The sequence below is a fragment of the Vibrio genomosp. F10 str. 9ZD137 genome (genome assembly GCF_049974785.1).
Classification (GTDB): Bacteria; Pseudomonadota; Gammaproteobacteria; order Enterobacterales; family Vibrionaceae; genus Vibrio.
The window spans coordinates 1-18,218 of the sequence record NZ_JBNGCJ010000061.1; the positions used below are offsets into that span (position 1 = coordinate 1).

The following is an 18,218-nucleotide window of genomic DNA, read 5'->3' on the forward strand; positions in this document are numbered from 1 at the left end:
AACCGCTCTTCCGATCTGTGGTCGCACCTTGAGAATAAAGCAGCATTGAAGCAAAGAATAAAACCAGAGCGAGCATCCACGGGTAATCGGCCAGTAACGCACCTGCGACATCTTTAATACCGTCAACATGGGCATTAACAAACGTTGATCCAAGCCATGCAACACCTAATACGCACACACACGCAGTCATACCTGAACGAAACGTGGCAGCAGCAGGGATCTTAGATGCGTCAATTTTAGTGAACATCACGATGGCAGCGGCAGCAGCAAGCATCACACTCATGATCGCTTCGTTTCGGCCTAGAGCCGGGTTTTCAATCAAGCCAATTGAGCTTGAAATGGCCGCCGCGTAGCAAACCACAAAGAGTATCGCTCCAAGGAAAATGTAGGTAGCACGTTTTGCTGTGGGTAAAATTTCTCGTTTCTCGTTGTTTGATAGCTTAATTAGTCCTTTTGCAAGACGCTCTTGGTAGATAGGATCATCTTTGAGTTCACAGCCCATGAAGTTCGAAACAAATGCGCCGACCATACAAGCAATGAACGTGGTTGGGATACAGACAGCAAGCAGGGTCAGATAATCGACACCAAATGGAGCCAGCATAGCGGCAAAGGCGACAACGGCTGCTGAAATTGGCGATGCGGTAATCGCAATTTGTGATGCAACAACAGCGATAGACAGTGGTCGTGAAGGACGAACGCCTTGTCCTTTGGCCACTTCAGCGATGACAGGTAAGGTGGAGAACGCCGTGTGTCCTGTTCCTGCTAGTAGTGTCATAAAAAACGTCACAATCGGTGCGTAAAACGTAATGCGTTCTGGGTGCTTTCTAAGAAAGTTCTCAGCGATTTGAACCAACCAGTCCATTCCCCCTGCTACTTGCATCGCGGCAATGGCCGTGATCACCGACATGATGATCAAAATAACATCAACGGGTATAAAACTCTGACTGGTTGGTACGCCTAATATCAAGGAGAGTGCAATAACACCCGCACCCCCCGCAAAACCAATACCGATCCCGCCGATTCGGGCCCCGATAAAGATAAAGAATAAAACAACGAATAGTTCAACCGCGATCATAATGTGACCTCTTTATATTTTTATGTTCAGTGGCCGACAGTTCAGTATTGAAGCCTAGGCCACTCAAATGGATATTTTTTGTATCAAGTAAAAGCAAATGTATAAGAGTTAAAGCTCATTATATAAAAAGACAAAAAGGCCCCGTTTGGGGCCATCATTGGTTTACTCGTATCGCTTACCTTTATATTGAGGTCGCATGAGGTTTTCTGTTGAGAAGATATCATCGAGCTCTTCTTCGGTTAATAACCCGCGCTCTAGAACCACTTCGCGTACACTTTTACCGGTTTCGGCACAAATTTTACCGACGATATCACCTTCGTGGTGACCAATGTATGGGTTTAAGTAGGTCACGATACCAATGGAGTTAAACACGTATCCTTCACACACTTCTTTGTTCACTGTGATGCCGTCGATACACTTATCACGAAGGTTCACACACGCATTGGTTAGGATATCAAGTGACTCAAACATGCTTTGGGCGATAACCGGTTCCATGACATTCAATTGTAGTTGCCCGCCTTCTGCCGCAAACGAGATGGTGTTGTCGTTACCTAGCACTTTAAAACAGACTTGGTTGACGACTTCCGGTACCACTGGGTTCACTTTGGCTGGCATGATGGAGGAGCCAGCCTGAAGTTCTGGAAGGTTTAATTCATTCAGGCCAGTACGTGGGCCAGAGGAAAGTAAGCGAAGGTCATTACAAATCTTAGACAGTTTTACCGCAAGACGCTTAAGTGCACCGTGTGTCATTACATAAGCGCCACAGTCAGACGTGGCTTCAATCAAGTCTTCCGCTTGTACGCATTCGTGGCCTGTTACTGCGGCTAAATGTTTAACCGCAAGCTCTTGGTAGCCTTCAACAGCATTAAGGCCAGTACCTATAGCGGTCGCGCCAAGGTTCACTTCAAGTAATAGTTTTGATGTGTATTCGAGAGCACGAATCTCTTCATTCAAGGTCACAGACCAGGCGTGGAATTCTTGCCCTACAGTCATTGGTACCGCGTCTTGAAGTTGAGTTCGACCCATTTTCAAGATGCTTTCAAATTCTTTGCTTTTTAAATCAAAGGCACCTTTTAAGTATTCAATGGCATCAATCAGTTTGTGAACGCTATTAAATACCGAAATACGGAAACCCGTTGGGTAGGCGCAGTTGGTGGATTGGCTTTTATTCACATGGTCATTTGGGTTAATGAACTCGTATTGGCCTTTTTCTTTGCCCATCAATTCTAATGCGACATTTGCGATGACTTCGTTGGTGTTCATGTTCACCGAAGTACCTGCACCGCCTTGAAAAACATCCGATGGGAACTGATCCATGCACTTGCCAGTGTCTAGGATGACGTCACACGCTTGAATAATATGACGAGCGACATCTTTTGGTAATACGCCCAGTTCGTTGTTGGCCAATGCCGCCGCTTTTTTCGTCATGACCATGCCGCGAATAAATTCAGGCACATCGGAGATTGTAGAATTTGAGATGTTGAAATTTTCAATTGCGCGCAGAGTGTGAATGCCATAGTACGCATCAGCAGGGACGTGACGCTGACCTAGAAGATCTTCTTCGATTCGAGTGGCTTGATTAACGGCTTTTGACGTACTAGGTAGAGTAGCCATAACGGGATCCTTAGAGAATTATTATTGAGAGTAATAAAATATTCCCCAACTCTGCGTATTAAGAATCCCTTCTTCAGAATTGTGGGTTAGGAAATCTTCCCTAACATCTGTAGCACATCATACTGAACTAGATACATAAAAATAGTAACTGGATCACCTTTTTATGAATATTTGAATGGTGATAACCATGATTCAAATGATTGATGATCTAGGGCAAATAAACGGGACATAGAATGACGTGCGGTCGGAGTGTAAATAGGGATTAAAACAGATTTTTACAGGATTAATTTGAGCTAATGAGGCTTTTGCGCGTACACTGAATTCAACCAAGGAGTGCGTGTGTTTCCGATCTTACTATTATTATTTATTTTTGTGCCGATCATTGAGATTGCGTTGTTTATCCAAGTCGGAGATCTGCTTGGTTTATGGACGACTATCGGTTTGGTGCTCATTACTGCTTTCGTTGGTGCCTCACTGGTACGTAGCCAGGGCTTACAAACATTAAGAACGGTACAGGGCCGATTAAATCAAGGCGAGTTACCTGCTCAGGAAATTTTTGAAGGTGTAATGCTGGCGGTTGCTGGCGTACTGTTATTAACGCCAGGATTCATGACGGACGCTTTTGGTATGCTCGTGTTGCTACCGGCACCTAGAGGTATCATTGCTAAGTATCTGATGAGTAAAATGGTGGTGAAATCCGTTGGCGGGGCGGGTTTTGGTGCTCACTCATTTGGGCAAAATCCATTCGAACAAGACCCTTTTCATCGCGATCCATTTAACTCTGATTCGAATGGCAGTACGTTTGAGGGTGAGTATGAAAAAAAAGATGATCAAGATAAAAACAGACTGAATTAGTAGTTTTTAATATTCAACAATAACCAAAGGCAGCTAAAGAGCTGCCTTTGTGATTTTTGTAAGTAATTTTACTTTGTGCTGTTAGAAATTATACAGCGCCATCAAAGCCCATCTGTCGCCACGCTTCAAACGCGATAATTGCCACAGCATTTGATAGATTCAAACTTCTCGCATCGGGCATCATTGGAATTCGAAGACGCTGCTCCATCGGCAAGCTTTCGATGACTTCGGCGGGAAGGCCGCGGGTTTCAGGTCCAAAGAGTAAAACATCACCTTGAGTAAACGCAGCATCAACATGGTGGCCTGTCGTTTTTGTCGTACACGCAAAAATACGGTACTGACCGTGACGTTCGCTTTCTAAATAGGCTAGAAAAGCATCGTAGTCTTTGTGGCGTTTGACGCGTGCAAGATCATGATAGTCCAGCCCTGCTCGGCGAACTTTTTTCTCATCGAGGTCAAATCCGAGAGGTTCAATGAGGTGTAAGTTCGCACCACAGTTTGCACTTAAACGGATGATGTTCCCTGTATTAGGGGCAATTTCTGGCTCAAAAAGCGCTATATCAAACATGCTGAATGTATCTGTATTGGAAGTTTAGCCATCGAGTATAAGGTGGTGATTGGCCTACGCCAAGTCAGATAGCGTGACCAGTCACATTTGTTTGAGCGCTTTTTCGTTTTATCCATGGTATCTGTGCTTATTGAGTGAGGGGCAATTGAATACAAATTTTTAAACCGCCTAGTTCACTTTGGTTAGCGGTGATGGTTCCACTGTGTTGTCGTATCGCACTTTCAGTAATAGCTAGGCCTAGGCCCGCTCCTCCAGAATTTCTGTCTCGAGCTGTAGATACTCGGTAAAATGGCCGAAAGATCTCACTCATTTCATTTTCAGGGACACCATTCCCATTATCCTCCACCACAATGCTCAACGAATCGCGGTTTGCCGTCATGGACACTTGAGCATGGTCTTTACCGTAATAAATGGCGTTACGGGTGATATTTTCCACCGCGCTCATTAGTAGTTTCGGGTTTCCACTAATGGTTCGATTGGGTATGGGCCCTAATGATAAGGATTTACCCATTTGTTCAGCTTCGAACTGTGCATCGTTGAGAAGCTCTTCCCACAGGCTACTGAGGGGCTGCTCTTCTCGTATTAAATGGCTATCCGCTTGCATGCGAGACAGTTCTAAAAGCTCGGCGATCATTTGCTCGAGTCGTTGTGCTTCAGTATCAATCCTACTCAGTTCTGAGCTCTCGCCTTGTTTCCTTGTCGCCAATGCATTGGCCATGCGCAATCGAGTGAGAGGGGAACGAAGTTCGTGCGATATGTCAGACAGTAATCGTTGCTGGCCTGAGAGCATGCTATTTACCGCTTCGACCATCTGATTAAAGCTTGCTCCCGCTTGGCGAAACTCTGAGGTGCCTTTTTCAAGATCAGGGTCGACAACAAACTCCCCATTGGCGACACGTCTGGCTGCTCTTTCTAATTTTCGAGCGGGCTGACTCAGTGCCCATGCCAACCAAAGCAAAAGGGGAGTGCTGACAAGCATGACGGCAAATAGCAGTTGAAAGGGTTTATCAAATAAACGCAATACGAACGGTGGTGGTTGATTCCACTTAATACCGACATAAAGAAATAGGTCACGATTTGCTAAGCGGATAGGCAGAGGTCCAGCGATCATATGTTGGCCATACAGTTTTTGTTTTGGTGTCTCGACGGAATCAATACTGGTGACAAAGTTTCTTAATGCTCTGATTTTGGAGTCATGATGATTTTTAGTGGTTAACACATTACCTTCAAGATCAGAGATAAATATACGCGGCTGCGAAAAACGAGGTGATCGTCGTTGATCGTCAAGATTAAAAAGGATCTTGCTTAAATTGGTCTCATTTTTATACCGAGTTTCGATGTTCTGCTTTATTTGCTCCAGTTTATTAAAATGATCTTGCGGTATGTCACGGGCTTTGCGCGGATCAAGATGCGGCAAAGAGAGCACTGCGAGTAACACGAGCAACATGGTGAACCAAAAAATGGCAAATATACGACCGTATAAACTGGTGATTTTGGGTAAACGCATTAATCCTCCTCGACCATTAAGTAGCCCCGCCCTCTAAGGGTTTTGATGCGAGGTCTACCAGAATGAGTCTCTGGCAATTTTTTGCGTAAATTGGAAACGTGCATATCAATGGCTCTATCGAATGGCGAAAGCCGTTTGCCAAGGACATCCAGGCTCAATATTTCCTTCGTCAGTGTGACACCGGGATGTTGAATAAAATGGCTGAGCAATGAAAATTCCGTTGTGGTGAGGTCGATAAGTTGTTCTTGGCAGTAAGCTTCTTGCTTGCCAGGGTAAACTTTAATATCGCAATATTCGATGCAGTCGCTGACTTTGGGCGCGGTTAGTGCCTGTGTTTGTGTTCGACGCAAAATAGCTTTCATTCTTGCGAGCAATTCGCGATCACTAAAAGGTTTAGGGAGATAGTCATCCGCGCCAAGTTCTAAGCCAATGACGCGATCAATCTCTTCTCCTTTTGCCGTCAGCATTAACACTGGCGTCGTCCAGTGTTCCCGTAGCTTTTTCAATGTGTCCATGCCATTGAGCTTAGGCATCATCACGTCCAGTAAAATGAGGTCGATTTGATCATTAATGGCGGCAAGCCCTGATTCTCCGTCGTTGGTTTCTGTCACCGTAAAACCCTCATAGCTTAATACTTCCTTGAGTAAGCCAGTAAGTTCAGTGTCATCGTCAATCAGTAGGATGTGTGCCATGAATGCGTTTCCTCTTTAAATAATTCTTCTTCTTTATACTACTGCGAAATAGAACCGACGAAGAGTTTAATTTTGCTTCTTTACGAACCTTTACGCTGGCTAAACGTTGATTTACATCCAGTGTCGTATTCTAAACTCATGCGCTGTGTTGATGGCATTCATGAATAACCGCAGCGTCCATTAATAACGACAGAGGGTACGATTATGAACACAACAAAGAAATTAGTATTGGCAGCGGCAGTCTTCCCATTGATGTTTGCTACGGCGAGTGCGTATGCGTTTGGCGGTAAATCCCACAATCAAGGTGGAGAAGGTAAATGTTCTGGTGGTTTTGACCGAGGTATCATGCGTCAGTTGGATTTGACTGAAGAGCAAAAGTCGCAAATGCAAGCGCTACGCGAAACCACGAAAGGTGATAAAAAAGCACAGCGTCAAGCAGGTTCAGAAGAAAAACGTGCATTAATGCAAGCGCATCAAAAGCAAGTTCAGGCATTGGTTTTAGCGGACACGTTTGATGAAGATGCTGCTAACGCATTAGCGAGTGAGATGGTTGAAAAACAAACGGAACGCCGAGTGAATAAGCTTAAAGATCAACACAAAATGTTGAGTCTGTTAACCGATGAACAGAAATCGCAATTTGTCGAACTTCAGCAAGAGCGTATGCAAAAATGCAGCGACAAGATGCAAAAGAAAATGAAAAACTCGTAATCAATCCAATCTATTGATTCTCAAAAGGCAGCGGATATCGCTGCCTTTTTTTGATATTTTTCAGCATGACACGTTATACTGAACACAGAATTTTCAAAACATTGATGTTGTATGAAACAAGAATATGCTCGTTTAGTGACCATGGCCGCATGGACAGCAACTGCTGTGGCAACACTATTGATGATCGTCAAAATCGTTGCTTGGTGGTTAACTGGATCGGTGAGCTTGCTTGCGTCGCTGATCGATTCATTATTGGATATTTCAGCGTCTGTCGTTAACTTGATGGTGATTCGCTATGCACTGCAACCTGCAGATAAAGAGCATACATTTGGGCATGGCAAGGCGGAATCTTTAGCGGCCTTGGCTCAGGCAATGTTCATTTCGGGATCCGCCTGTTTTCTCATTCTTAATGGCATCGATCGTTTCTTCCGCCCACACGAGTTAAATTCACCCGAGCTGGGGGTTTACGTCAGTTTCTTTGCCATGGTGGTCACTTTTGCTCTGGTTGCTTTTCAAAAGCATGTAGTTAGAAAAACGGGTAGCCAAGCCATTGCCGCTGATTCTTTGCATTATCAAACCGATCTGTATATGAATGGTGCGATTATGATCGCTCTTGGGCTCAGTTGGTTTGGAGTGACCCAAGCTGATGCGGTATTCGCTATTGGAATTGGCATTTTCATTTTGTATAGCGCCTTTAAGATGGTAACAGAGGCGATTCAAACATTATTGGATCGTAAATTACCCGATGAAGAACTCGAGCAGATACGAGCCCATTGTCTTGAGATTGAAGGTGTCCTGGGTGTGCACCAGTTAAGAACGCGAATGGCCGGTCCAACGCGCTTTATTCAACTGCACCTAGAGCTTGATGACAATATGATCCTAATTGAAGCTCATAGAATCGCAGACAAAGTGGAAGATCGATTGATCGAAGCATTCCCTGGTGCGGATGTCTTGATTCACCAAGATCCTTTATCGGCCGTCATCAATAGTGAAAAAGCGCAATTAGAGAGCGATTGGTAGCCAGGCAATAGGCAAATCACTTTCATCAAATGAGCAAGACAAGCTCAGAATTATTCGCTATCTTTTGAGCAATAAAAGAAAAGTCTGATTCTGATATGAATCAACAAAGTGATTGGCGAAAACTGTAATACTATTACATAAGTAGTAAACTTACGTAAATCGGTACAAATAAAAGTAGTATTACTTTTTGGTAAAGGTACCATACAGCGCAGTTTAAAAGGATTTCACGGGTGGCGGTATTGCGTCATCGGTATTAAATTGAAGTTTAATTCCCAAAATATTCGAGGGTGAGCATGATTAAGAAGATCGGTGTTTTAACAAGTGGCGGAGACGCACCTGGTATGAACGCAGCCGTGCGAGGCGTAGTGCGTACAGCATTGTCGGCTGGTATTGAGGTGTACGGGATTTACGATGGCTATCAAGGTCTTGTTGAAGATCGTATTGAAAAACTTGATCGCTCTAGTGTTTCAGATGTTATCAACCGTGGTGGTACTTTCCTAGGCTCTGCTCGCTTTCCTGAGTTTAAGAATGTAGAAGTTCGTCAAAAAGGCATTGAGAACCTCAAGAAACACGGCATTGAAGCATTAGTCGTTGTTGGTGGTGATGGTTCTTATATGGGGGCTAAGAAGCTCACTGAAATGGGCTACCCATGCATCGGTTTACCAGGCACGATTGATAACGATATCGCAGGTACAGACTACACAATTGGTTACCTAACTGCATTGAATACCGTCATTGATGCGATTGACCGTCTTCGCGATACCTCGTCTTCTCACCAACGTATTTCGATCGTTGAAATCATGGGTCGTCACTGTGGTGACTTGACTCTTATGTCGGCAATTGCAGGTGGCTGTGAGTACATAATCACACCAGAAACCGGCCTTAATAAAGAGCAGTTGATCGCGAATATTAAAGACGGTATTGCGAAAGGTAAGAAGCACGCGATCATTGCACTGACTGAGCTTATGATGGATGCCAACGATCTTGCTCAGCAAATTGAAGAAGCAACCGGCCGAGAAACTCGTGCAACGGTACTTGGCCATATTCAACGTGGTGGTCGTCCTACTGCATTTGACCGTGTTCTTGCATCTCGTATGGGCAACTACGCTGTTCACCTTCTGATGGAAGGTCATGGTGGTCGTTGTGTTGGTATCCAGAAAGAAGAGCTGATACACCACGACATTATCGATGCGATTGAAAATATGAAACGTCCGGTTCGCAACGATCTATTCAAAGTTGCAGAAGAGTTGTTTTAATTTTCAGTCAATGAAAAATTGACGTTACATTGGCATGGTTTGTCGGTGTTAAAAAGCCAGAAGATCGCTCTTCTGGCTTTTTTGTTTTTCTACCGCTTAACTTATAAGCTCGCTCATCTACGGTCTAGTTCATCGGAATACTCAGCTTATTTGAATATTCAGCTCATTGGTGAATTTAACTCGTTCGAGCGACCAGTGAGTCATACATTAGGCAGCTTTTTCTTGGTTCGTTTCTTCAATTGGTCATGGACACCACGCCGCAGAGCTTTGAAATGATGCTCGGCTTTATCAACCCCCAATAGAACACTCAATGTGAGCGTGGTGATAATGAGTGATTGGCTGTAGTAACCCAGCCCTATCATTACCCCGAGGGCCGCAAGCACCCAAATAATCGCCGCCGAAGTGACGCCATGAATTTTCCCTTCTAACGTCATCATGACCCCTGCACCTAAAAAGCCGACACCCGTAATGATTTGCCCTAACACCCTCGCTTGATCGAGTGAATTTGGTGACAGTGAGATAGCCATCGAGATAAAAAGGTAGGTACCAGAAATGATTAAGATCGAGGTTCTTATTCCCACTGGTTTGCCACGAGTCTGCCTTTCAATGCCAATCATGAGACCATTGATCGCACAACAGCCTAATGCCACCCATGAAAAAGGGGCGATATCGAAGAAGGGGTGTAATTGGTTGAGCATAAGTACCTCGCAAAAATCGTATTATGCCCAGAGTCTTTTATTGTAACTAATCGATTTTTTTATCTTAACGATAAGGACTACTCAAGATGTAAATCCAATGGTGTTTTGCTTTGTCGACCACCTATTTCTCGGGTGAGAGTCGGAACCAGATACCCAGAAACTTGTTCAATCAATGCGGCCATGATTTTTTTGGCCCGTTCGTCTGAGACATAGAAGTGCGCCGCACCTTGGACTTTATCCAAGACATGCAGGTAATAAGGCAAAATACCTGCATCAAAGAGGTGATTGCTTAGAGAAACTTGTGCTTCGACGGAATCATTCACCCCTTTTAGCAATACGCTCTGGTTGAGCAGCGTGACATGATGGCGTTTGAGTTGCGTCATCGCTTCTGTCAGTGCAGCGTCGATTTCATTGGCGTGATTAATGTGAGTCACTAAGATGACCTGCAATCGCGAATGCCCTAGCAATTTAAGCAGTTCTTGAGTGATACGAGCCGGGATCACGACAGGCAGGCGTGTATGAATGCGCAGGCGTGTAATGTGAGGAATGGCTTCAATCTGTTTAATCAACCATTCAAGCTCATGATCTTTTGCCATCAGCGGATCGCCACCAGATAAAATGACTTCATTGATCTCTGAATGGGCGTGTAAGTAATCGAGCCCTTGTTGCCAAACCGATTTGCTTCCTTTGTTATCCTCATAGGGAAAGTGGCGTCTAAAACAGTAACGACAGTTAATCGCACATCCGCCTTTTAAGATGAATAACGCACGATTTCTATACTTGTGCAGTAATCCGGGAATCGCGTTGTTCTGTTCTTCCAACGGATCCGCGGAATACCCGTCATGGATACCAAACTCTTCATTAAGTGGTAATACTTGACGAAGTAACGGGTCGTGAGGGTTGCCTTTTTCCATTCTATTGACAAAACTCAGTGGAACTCGCTGCGCAAATAACGCTTTCGCCTCAAAGCCAGCTTCCCACTCTGAAGCATCAATCTCTAGTTGTGCGAGCAGTTTTGCAGGGTCTGAGATCGCATTCGCTAGTTGTTTGAGCCAGTTTTGCTCAACAGTTGGGGAAATTCGGGTTATGATATGCGACATTAATTTGAACTCGAAATATGGTAAGAGGAAAAAATGGCTACTGTTAGCACCAATGAATTTAAAGGCGGTCTCAAACTTATGCTTGATAAAGAGCCGTGTGTCATTCTCGAAAATGAGTTAGTGAAACCGGGCAAAGGTCAAGCATTCAACCGTGTCAAAATCCGTAAATTGCTTTCAGGTAAAGTGTTAGAGAAAACCTTTAAGTCAGGTGAGTCGGTTGAAACTGCTGACGTTATGGATATCGATCTTGATTACCTGTACAACGATGGCGAATTCTACCACTTTATGAACAGTGAGTCTTTCGAGCAAATTGCAGCTGAAGTGAAAGCGGTTGGCGACAATGCGAAATGGCTAGTAGAAAACGACACTTGCATGATCACGCTGTGGAACGGTAACCCGATCGTCGTTACGCCACCTAACTTCGTTGAGATTGAAGTTACTGAAACTGACCCTGGTCTAAAGGGTGATACTCAAGGAACTGGCGGTAAGCCTGCAACTCTAGCAACCGGCGCTGTTGTGCGCGTTCCGCTGTTCATTTCGATTGGCGAAGTGATCAAGGTTGATACTCGTAACGGCGAGTATGTAGGCCGAGTGAAATAATCACATCAACCCGCTGCGGTATGGATGATACAAAAAGGTCGCTTCGGTGGCCTTTTTAGTTTTTTGCGTGAATGAATCGGTTATGACACAATCAGCGCATATTGTGCGTAGACAAATAGAATGTAGACAAAGAGAACGATGAAGCAATCAATTCAAATCTGGTTAGATGCCGCACGACCAAAAACACTGCCACTTGCCCTTGTCTCGATACTCACGGGTAGTGTGTTGGCGTATTCTATTGGACAATTCTCTTTCACGATTGCGTTGCTTGCCTTTATTACTGCCACTTTACTGCAAATCTTATCCAATCTGGCTAATGACTATGGCGACGCAGTCAAGGGAACGGACAACGATGCGCGCCTTGGGCCAATACGCGCAATTCAGTCTGGTGCGGTTTCTTTAAAAACCATGCAACAAGCGATGGTGATTAACATTGTGCTTACGATGTTGTCTGGACTGTTTCTTATTTTTTACGCACTGAATAGCTTACAAAGTATCATGACGTTTATCGGTTTAGGTGTGTTGGCGATGGTTGCGGCCATTGCATATACCGTCGGTAATAAGCCCTATGGCTATGTTGGCTTGGGAGATATTTCTGTGTTCATCTTTTTTGGGTTATTAGGTGTCGCGGGAACCTTCTTCCTTCACACTGGCTTTGTGGAAGCAACCCTCATTTTGCCAGCAATAGGCTGTGGGCTATTCGCGGTGGCTGTGTTGAATGTCAATAATATGCGTGATATTGAAAATGATAAGGCATGTGGTAAGAAAACCGTTGCCGTTCGGCTTGGCCAGGCTAAATCCAAACAATACCACCTTGTTTTACTGGCGAGTGCATTAGCTACATTTGTCTGTTATTTATTGCTTCAACCCGCACCACTTTGGATCAGCTTGCCTTTCGTTCTTAGCCTTGTGGTGGTGTATAAGCATGGCAGGGCGGTTTGGCTGGCGACTCAACCGGCTCAAATCGCTCCTATGATGCCGATTGTTGTGAAGTGTGCCTTATTCTCAAACGTGCTTTTTACCGGCATCGTTATAGCTCAAACTCTCGTCAGTTAATTGCGTCTTATCATTGCATTGACTTAGTGACTCGATATACTCGATAGAGATGACTATCAGTATGGATAAATACTATGGAATACAATACTTCAGCTCTGTGCGATATTTACTTAGATCAAGTCGATGTCGTTGAACCTCTTTTTAGCAATTTTGGTGGGCGTACATCATTTGCAGGTCAAGTTACGACAATCAAATGCTTTGAAGATAATAGCCTTATTCGCGATCTATTAGAGCAAGATGGGGTAGGCCGAGTATTACTGATTGATGGCGGTGGATCTTTGCGTCGTGCTCTTATCGATGCGGAATTGGCAGCGTTGGCGGAAGATAACGAATGGGAAGGCATTGTTGTTTACGGCTGCGTTCGTGAAGTCGATGAACTCGAAGAGATGAGTGTTGGTATCCAAGCGTTGGCTTCTATCCCTGTGGGTGCCGTTGGTAATGGTGTTGGTGAGACTGATGTCGCGGTCAACTTTGGTAGCGTTACATTTGTGCCGGAAGATTATTTGTACGCAGATAATACTGGAATCATTATCTCTCAAGAGCCATTGGATATTGAACTTGAGATTGATGAAGACGAAGAAATTGTTGAATAATCAACAAGCCTAGACCTAAGTACAGATAAAAGAAGCCGATACGTTATAGTGTCGGCTTTTTTGTGCTCAATTTTTGCTGGGTTAAGCGGTGTATATTGGTTGTCTTGGTTATGTCGAAAGGTGAGTGATATGAATAAAGGGATTAACTATGATTGATACGATTGACGTAATTTGAGCGCGTACAGATAACTGGAAACACCAGACAAAACATTGCCTACCGCGATACCGATAAATAGCCCTTCAACACCGTATATTTGATTACCAATCCAAGCAGCAGGTAACGTAAAAACAAAGAGTCGAATAATGCTCCATTGGAAAGCAGGGACCGGCTTATGCAGAGCATTGAGTCCAGCGACGAGCATCATGGTGACGCCTTGAAAGCCATAACTGAACGGAACAACCAATAAATAATGCCAAAGTAGATCTCGAACCGACGGCTCTTGAGAGAAAAGACGCGCTAAAGGAATGCTTAATGGCACCATCATAATGAAAATAATCAACTGAAATACAATCGCAAAACGCATACTAAGAAAAAGTGCAGAAAAGCTTCGCTCGGTATTATTGGCTCCTAAATTTTGAGCCATAAACGGGGTCAAAGCGGAGGTCAATGCCATAAGAACTAAAATCAGCAGTGACTCAATTCTTTGAGCCGCTCCAAAAGCAGCCACAGCCACCGTTCCATGCGAGGCCAGCAGTATCATCAATATTGCGCCTGATAATGGCACCATCGCATTGGAAAGCGCCGCAGGAGTACCAATCTTAAGGATTTGTCGCCAGTCATTGATGATTTGAGAGAAATCAGGCGATGCGAGCATTTTTTCCCGACGAATTAAAACGTAAAGTGACCCTATCAAGGCACCCAACCAACTCAACGCGCTTGAAATGGCCGCGCCTTGAATACCAAGCTCTGGAAATGGGCCAATACCAAAAATCAGCAGTGGGTCCAGCACTCCGTTAATCAGCCCTGCCAGCATCATGATCTTAGCAGGGGTTTTCGTGTCCCCTGTCGCTCTTATCGCACTGTTTCCTGCCATAGGAATAACCAGAAGCGGAATCGTTAAATACCAAATGGACATGTATTCACAGATCAGATCGATAAGGTGTGGTTGTGCGCCTAATAATGCAAAGGTAGGTCGGATGCTCAGTAAGCCAATGAACGAGGTGACAGAAACAAGCAGCAGCGCTAAAACCAAACCGTGGGTAGAAAAGCGACCGGCTTGTTTCGAACGGCCTTTACCGAGTAGGCGAGCTATATTCGTGGACAATCCGATTCCGATACCCATAGTGATGCAGTTTATGGCAAAGGTGATGGGGAACGTAAAGCTGATCGCTGCTAACGCATCGGTACCCAGAAGGGAAATAAAAAACGTATCGACGACATTGAACATCAAGATAGCAATCATTCCAAAGGTCATTGGAATGGTCATTTGACGCAGCACATTAGGAATGGGCGCTGTTAATAGGCCGTGTTTATCGTGCATTGTCCATACGCTATTTCATTAAAACGATAGGATACAAGATAAAGACAACATTGGAAACGAGTAGGAACAACCCGTAGAGGTGAGGTAACTGTGATAAAAAAGGCCCGCGAATGCAGGCCTTAAGCAACAAGTTGTTGTGCTAACGTATTAAGCTTTTTTTGCTTCAGCTGCTGCTTTAGCGATAGCGGCAAAGCTTTTCGCGTCTAGCGCTGCACCGCCAACTAGAGCACCATCGATGTCTGGTTGTGCGAAGTAAGCCGCTGCGTTTTCTGGCTTAACAGAACCGCCGTATTGGATAACAACGTTCTTAGCCACTTCTTCTGATTTCTCAGCAATGTGAGCACGGATTTGAGCGTGAATGCGTTGCGCATCTTCAGCGGTTGCTGCTTTACCAGTACCGATAGCCCAGATTGGTTCGTAAGCGATGATCGCGCCTTCAAGAGCTTCAACACCTTGAGTGTTGATAACAGCGTCAAGTTGACGTGCACATACAGCAACAGTCTCGCCTGCTTCGTTTTGTGCTTCAGATTCACCGATACAAAGAACTGGAGTTAGGCCGTTCTCTTTTAGGAATGCGAATTTCTTAGCAACGAACTCGTCTGATTCGTTGTGGTATTCACGACGCTCAGAGTGACCGATGATGATGTGAGATGCACCAAATTCTTTCAGCATAGCTGGAGACATGTCGCCAGTGAATGCACCGCTGTTGTTTAGGTCAGAGTTTTGAGCACCTAGGATGATTGCGCTGCCCGCTTCAGTAAGTGTACGCTCAGCAAGATCAACGAAAAGTGCAGGTGGAGCGACTGCTACGTCTACGCCTGATACGCCTTCAAGTTCAGCATTAAGACCGTTTAGTAGGTCAACAACCATTTCTTTGCTGCCGTTTAGTTTCCAGTTACCCATCACTACAGGATGACGCATAAGAATATCTCCATTATTTTGAATGTAAAAAGCTAATTGATGTAAAAAATAAACGCGATTACGTAAGAATATAACAGATTAATACCATCAAATCATGATTCGGGTCATGAGTTTATTTAATGGTTAGACTTCTTCTTAAGTGATCCAGTAAACAGAATGATAGTGATTTCCTCGGAATTTGCAGAGTTAATTGGTATTAGTGTTGAGAATTCACAGCGATAAATAATCACTTAAGATCTTTTGTCAGAAAAGGAAAGACAATGCCAAATCTTGTTATGGAATATTCAAATTCAATCGATCAACGTGTCAATGTTCAAGGGCTCCTAGAAGATCTTCATGATGTCGCACTAAAAAGTAGCTTATTCGATCCTGATTCGGTTAAATCTCGGGCATTGCGCTGCCATCATTGGCTGATTGGTGAGGAAGGGGATAGCGTTGATTTTATCCATGTAGGTTTTGAGCTGCTTGATGGGCGAACTGAAGAGCAAAAACGAGAGCTTTCCCGGCAGTTGATGACGGTACTTCAGCAGCAAGCAAGCCAAGTAAGGAGCTTAACGGTGAATATCCGTGATATGGATAAAGCGTGTTTTCAAAAGACGATAAACCGATGAAATATGATAGATTAGGCGTTGAATTTTTATTATTTCAAGGGTAAATAAGATGTCGATAAAGCAGCTACTGTTCTCATTTGAAGGGAGAGTGGGTCGAAAAACGTATTGGATATGGAATGTATTTTACTACGCGGTCATTATGGGCTTTGCTATAGGATCGAATGCGTTGTTTCCGGCTATGGCCCATATCATATTGCCTGTGTTTTTATTGGTCATTCTCATTCCAGATTTGGCGATTACGTCTAAACGCTGGCATGACAGAGGTAAATCCAGTTGGTGGCTAATGCTCAACGTTCCTTTGGTGTTTGGTCGGATGGCCGTTCCTATCGGTGATCCAAGTGGCGTCGCGCAAACAACAAATATAGAGATGCTAAGCTCTGTGGTAGCGTTGATCTGTGGAACTTGGATTCTAGTGGAGTGCGGCTTTTTAAAGGGTGAAGATAAGGCCAATCAATATGGTCCTGAGTTGAAATAACAGAACTCATACGAATGGGTAGAGAGGCTCGAGGTTATGGTCGAGCCTTCACTGATTTCAAAGTAGTCAGCTCAGGCGTCCAAACTACCCTAAATTAAATCATTTCCGCAATAACACTTTCTCGACTGCATGAGATGGGCCTTTTTTTAAAATTAGTTGCGCTCGGTGTTTTGTCGGTAGGATGTTTTCAGTGAGATTAAGCCCATTAATTGATTGCCATATCTCTTTGGCTTTTTCAATCGCCTGTGATTCATTAAGCTGCGTGTAGTGGTTAAAGTAAGATCCTGGCTTTTTAAACGCGCCCTGTCTAAATTCTAAAAACCTTTCGATATACCACTTCTCTATGACATCACTGTCGGCATCAACGTAGATTGAAAAGTCGAGAAAATCGGAAATAAAGGTACTGATCGAACTATTAGGGTAGTCAAGACCACTTTGTAGAACATTTAAGCCCTCAATAATGATCACATCAGGCTTTTCTATTCTCTTCACCTCGTTTGTTATGTCGTAGGTTATGTGAGAGTACACAGGAACTTGTAGGTTGGTTTCCCCTGCTTTTACATCAGACAAAAACTCTACTAAAGCCTTTGTATCATAGGATTCGGGAAACCCTTTTCGATGCATAATCCCTCGTCTATCGAGTTCGCTTTTCGAAAATAAAAAACCATCGGTCGTGACCAATTCAACTTTGGGGTGATTTTCCCAACGAGACAGCAAGGTCCGAATGATACGAGCTGTGGTGCTTTTTCCGACGGCAACACTGCCCGCAATACCTATGATAAAAGGCGGCGAACTTTCGGTACTGTCGAGGAACTGATGCAATACCGAGTTTCTACTTTGGCGAGCCTCAATGTACAAATTGAGTAGGCGACTCAGAGGGAGGTAAATATCAACGGCTTCTTCCATTGATAACCGTTCATTTACCCCGAGGAGCTCTTGGATATCAGATTCTGAGAGTGTCATTGGAACAGAGTTACGTAGCTCTGCCCATGTGGCACGCTCAAAAGATAGATAAGGACTCATAAGTGCTCACTCACCATGAAATAACGAAATAGAATGGCGAACATACAACAAGCACCAAACAATGCAAATAATAATAAGAAAGAACGCAGTAGAAAGACGGACTTTGCATGAAAAAACATCAAATGATTCCAATCAGGCAAAAAAAATGACTTTTTTTAAATTTACTATTGCAAGCACGAATATCATTCAATAGAATGCGCACCACTTATGCCGACTTAGCTCAGTAGGTAGAGCAACTGACTTGTAATCAGTAGGTCACCAGTTCGATTCCGGTAGTCGGCACCATTCTTTCCTGTTTCATGTTACTTGAAGCTATTTGTAGTAAGAATGGATTAAAAATTTGGAGGGGTTCCCGAGTGGCCAAA

The 18,218-nt window shown here is 44.1% G+C and carries 19 protein-coding genes and 1 tRNA gene; 10 read left to right on the forward strand and 10 right to left on the reverse strand.

Annotated features, from left to right (window positions below):
- Positions 1-1,075 (reverse strand): anaerobic C4-dicarboxylate transporter (locus ACP45E_RS00735; RefSeq protein WP_069584589.1); only part of this gene is annotated, 1,075 nt, incomplete at its 3' end.
- A 162-nt stretch (positions 1,076-1,237) separates the two neighbouring features.
- Positions 1,238-2,689 carry an aspartate ammonia-lyase gene (gene aspA, locus ACP45E_RS00740; protein ID WP_017035721.1) on the reverse strand — a complete coding sequence of 484 codons (1,452 nt, stop codon included), beginning with the start codon at positions 2,687-2,689 and terminating at the stop codon, positions 1,238-1,240.
- 339 nt (positions 2,690-3,028) lie between these two features.
- Between aspA and ACP45E_RS00745 the strand changes: the two genes are divergently transcribed.
- Entirely contained in the window at positions 3,029-3,544 is a 516-nt protein-coding gene (locus ACP45E_RS00745; RefSeq protein WP_017035722.1) for an FxsA family protein, read from the forward strand.
- Positions 3,545-3,632: 88 nt separating this feature from the next.
- Here the strand turns inward: ACP45E_RS00745 and ACP45E_RS00750 are convergent, their stop codons facing one another.
- The 3 genes from ACP45E_RS00750 to ACP45E_RS00760 form a co-directional block, all read right to left on the reverse strand.
- On the reverse strand, positions 3,633-4,112 hold the full coding sequence (locus ACP45E_RS00750; RefSeq protein WP_017035723.1) for a tRNA (cytidine(34)-2'-O)-methyltransferase: 480 nt from the start codon (positions 4,110-4,112) through the stop codon (positions 3,633-3,635).
- Between the two features lie 127 nt (positions 4,113-4,239).
- On the reverse strand, positions 4,240-5,619 hold the full coding sequence (gene cpxA / locus ACP45E_RS00755; protein WP_017038536.1) for an envelope stress sensor histidine kinase CpxA: 1,380 nt from the start codon (positions 5,617-5,619) through the stop codon (positions 4,240-4,242).
- Positions 5,619-6,311 (reverse strand): response regulator, encoded by a 693-nt coding sequence (locus ACP45E_RS00760; protein WP_017038537.1) that lies wholly within the window; start codon positions 6,309-6,311, stop codon positions 5,619-5,621. Before ACP45E_RS00760 ends, cpxA begins: the two co-directional genes overlap by 1 nt.
- A gap of 204 nt (positions 6,312-6,515) precedes the next feature.
- On the opposite strand from ACP45E_RS00760, the gene ACP45E_RS00765 reads away from it, so the two are divergent.
- The 3 genes from ACP45E_RS00765 to pfkA all read left to right on the forward strand — a co-directional run bounded on the left by ACP45E_RS00765 (position 6,516) and on the right by pfkA (position 9,295).
- The gene (locus tag ACP45E_RS00765; RefSeq protein WP_017038538.1) at positions 6,516-7,019 is read left to right on the forward strand and encodes a CpxP family protein; all 504 of its coding nucleotides are present in this window, start codon (positions 6,516-6,518) and stop codon (positions 7,017-7,019) included.
- Positions 7,020-7,130: 111 nt separating this feature from the next.
- Positions 7,131-8,039 carry a CDF family cation-efflux transporter FieF gene (fieF, locus tag ACP45E_RS00770; RefSeq protein WP_017035727.1) on the forward strand — a complete coding sequence of 303 codons (909 nt, stop codon included), beginning with the start codon at positions 7,131-7,133 and terminating at the stop codon, positions 8,037-8,039.
- 293 nt (positions 8,040-8,332) lie between these two features.
- Positions 8,333-9,295, forward strand: a complete 963-nt coding sequence (gene pfkA / locus ACP45E_RS00775; RefSeq protein WP_017035728.1) for a 6-phosphofructokinase — start codon at positions 8,333-8,335, stop codon at positions 9,293-9,295.
- 200 nt (positions 9,296-9,495) lie between these two features.
- Here the strand turns inward: pfkA and ACP45E_RS00780 are convergent, their stop codons facing one another.
- Entirely contained in the window at positions 9,496-9,993 is a 498-nt protein-coding gene (locus ACP45E_RS00780; RefSeq protein ID WP_017035729.1) for an MgtC/SapB family protein, read from the reverse strand.
- A gap of 77 nt (positions 9,994-10,070) precedes the next feature.
- Positions 10,071-11,093, reverse strand: coding sequence for an EF-P beta-lysylation protein EpmB (epmB, locus tag ACP45E_RS00785; RefSeq protein WP_017038539.1), 1,023 nt, complete (start codon positions 11,091-11,093; stop codon positions 10,071-10,073).
- A 33-nt stretch (positions 11,094-11,126) separates the two neighbouring features.
- Here epmB and efp point away from each other — a divergent pair, with 33 nt between their 5' ends.
- From efp to rraA, 3 genes are all read left to right on the forward strand, one after another.
- On the forward strand, positions 11,127-11,693 hold the full coding sequence (gene efp, locus ACP45E_RS00790) for an elongation factor P (protein ID WP_017038540.1): 567 nt from the start codon (positions 11,127-11,129) through the stop codon (positions 11,691-11,693).
- A gap of 138 nt (positions 11,694-11,831) precedes the next feature.
- Positions 11,832-12,749, forward strand: coding sequence for a 1,4-dihydroxy-2-naphthoate polyprenyltransferase (locus tag ACP45E_RS00795; protein WP_017035732.1), 918 nt, complete (start codon positions 11,832-11,834; stop codon positions 12,747-12,749).
- 74 nt (positions 12,750-12,823) lie between these two features.
- Positions 12,824-13,342, forward strand: coding sequence for a ribonuclease E activity regulator RraA (gene rraA / locus ACP45E_RS00800; protein WP_017038541.1), 519 nt, complete (start codon positions 12,824-12,826; stop codon positions 13,340-13,342).
- Between the two features lie 146 nt (positions 13,343-13,488).
- Here the strand turns inward: rraA and ACP45E_RS00805 are convergent, their stop codons facing one another.
- Together ACP45E_RS00805 and tpiA are read right to left on the reverse strand one after the other, a co-directional pair.
- The gene (locus ACP45E_RS00805; protein WP_017038542.1) at positions 13,489-14,823 is read right to left on the reverse strand and encodes an MATE family efflux transporter; all 1,335 of its coding nucleotides are present in this window, start codon (positions 14,821-14,823) and stop codon (positions 13,489-13,491) included.
- A 147-nt stretch (positions 14,824-14,970) separates the two neighbouring features.
- On the reverse strand, positions 14,971-15,744 hold the full coding sequence (gene tpiA, locus ACP45E_RS00810; RefSeq protein ID WP_017035735.1) for a triose-phosphate isomerase: 774 nt from the start codon (positions 15,742-15,744) through the stop codon (positions 14,971-14,973).
- A 260-nt stretch (positions 15,745-16,004) separates the two neighbouring features.
- Between tpiA and ACP45E_RS00815 the strand changes: the two genes are divergently transcribed.
- Entirely contained in the window at positions 16,005-16,355 is a 351-nt protein-coding gene (locus tag ACP45E_RS00815) for a 5-carboxymethyl-2-hydroxymuconate Delta-isomerase (RefSeq protein WP_017035736.1), read from the forward strand.
- Positions 16,356-16,404: 49 nt separating this feature from the next.
- Positions 16,405-16,830: a DUF805 domain-containing protein gene (locus ACP45E_RS00820; protein WP_017038543.1), complete on the forward strand. Its 426-nt coding sequence runs from the start codon at positions 16,405-16,407 to the stop codon at positions 16,828-16,830.
- Positions 16,831-16,929: 99 nt separating this feature from the next.
- Here ACP45E_RS00820 and coaA read toward each other — a convergent pair whose 3' ends face one another.
- Positions 16,930-17,853, reverse strand: coding sequence for a type I pantothenate kinase (coaA, locus tag ACP45E_RS00825; protein WP_017038544.1), 924 nt, complete (start codon positions 17,851-17,853; stop codon positions 16,930-16,932).
- A gap of 209 nt (positions 17,854-18,062) precedes the next feature.
- On the opposite strand from coaA, the gene ACP45E_RS00830 reads away from it, so the two are divergent.
- A tRNA-Thr gene (locus tag ACP45E_RS00830) sits at positions 18,063-18,138 on the forward strand.
- Positions 18,139-18,218 lie beyond the last annotated feature (80 nt).

Bases quoted from the DNA above. Each gene is read 5' to 3' on its own strand.
- ACP45E_RS00815 (WP_017035736.1), top strand. From the start codon at position 16,005: ATGCCAAATCTTGTTATGGAATATTCAAATTCAATCGATCAACGTGTC.
- ACP45E_RS00750 (WP_017035723.1), bottom strand. From the start codon at position 4,112: ATGTTTGATATAGCGCTTTTTGAGCCAGAAATTGCCCCTAATACAGGG.
- ACP45E_RS00760 (WP_017038537.1), bottom strand. From the start codon at position 6,311: ATGGCACACATCCTACTGATTGACGATGACACTGAACTTACTGGCTTA.
- coaA (WP_017038544.1), bottom strand. From the start codon at position 17,853: ATGAGTCCTTATCTATCTTTTGAGCGTGCCACATGGGCAGAGCTACGT.
- fieF (WP_017035727.1), top strand. From the start codon at position 7,131: ATGAAACAAGAATATGCTCGTTTAGTGACCATGGCCGCATGGACAGCA.
- ACP45E_RS00805 (WP_017038542.1), bottom strand. From the start codon at position 14,823: ATGCACGATAAACACGGCCTATTAACAGCGCCCATTCCTAATGTGCTG.
- ACP45E_RS00765 (WP_017038538.1), top strand. From the start codon at position 6,516: ATGAACACAACAAAGAAATTAGTATTGGCAGCGGCAGTCTTCCCATTG.
- epmB (WP_017038539.1), bottom strand. From the start codon at position 11,093: ATGTCGCATATCATAACCCGAATTTCCCCAACTGTTGAGCAAAACTGG.
- efp (WP_017038540.1), top strand. From the start codon at position 11,127: ATGGCTACTGTTAGCACCAATGAATTTAAAGGCGGTCTCAAACTTATG.
- pfkA (WP_017035728.1), top strand. From the start codon at position 8,333: ATGATTAAGAAGATCGGTGTTTTAACAAGTGGCGGAGACGCACCTGGT.
- rraA (WP_017038541.1), top strand. From the start codon at position 12,824: ATGGAATACAATACTTCAGCTCTGTGCGATATTTACTTAGATCAAGTC.
- ACP45E_RS00795 (WP_017035732.1), top strand. From the start codon at position 11,832: ATGAAGCAATCAATTCAAATCTGGTTAGATGCCGCACGACCAAAAACA.
- ACP45E_RS00820 (WP_017038543.1), top strand. From the start codon at position 16,405: ATGTCGATAAAGCAGCTACTGTTCTCATTTGAAGGGAGAGTGGGTCGA.
- ACP45E_RS00780 (WP_017035729.1), bottom strand. From the start codon at position 9,993: ATGCTCAACCAATTACACCCCTTCTTCGATATCGCCCCTTTTTCATGG.
- aspA (WP_017035721.1), bottom strand. From the start codon at position 2,689: ATGGCTACTCTACCTAGTACGTCAAAAGCCGTTAATCAAGCCACTCGA.
- cpxA (WP_017038536.1), bottom strand. From the start codon at position 5,619: ATGCGTTTACCCAAAATCACCAGTTTATACGGTCGTATATTTGCCATT.
- tpiA (WP_017035735.1), bottom strand. From the start codon at position 15,744: ATGCGTCATCCTGTAGTGATGGGTAACTGGAAACTAAACGGCAGCAAA.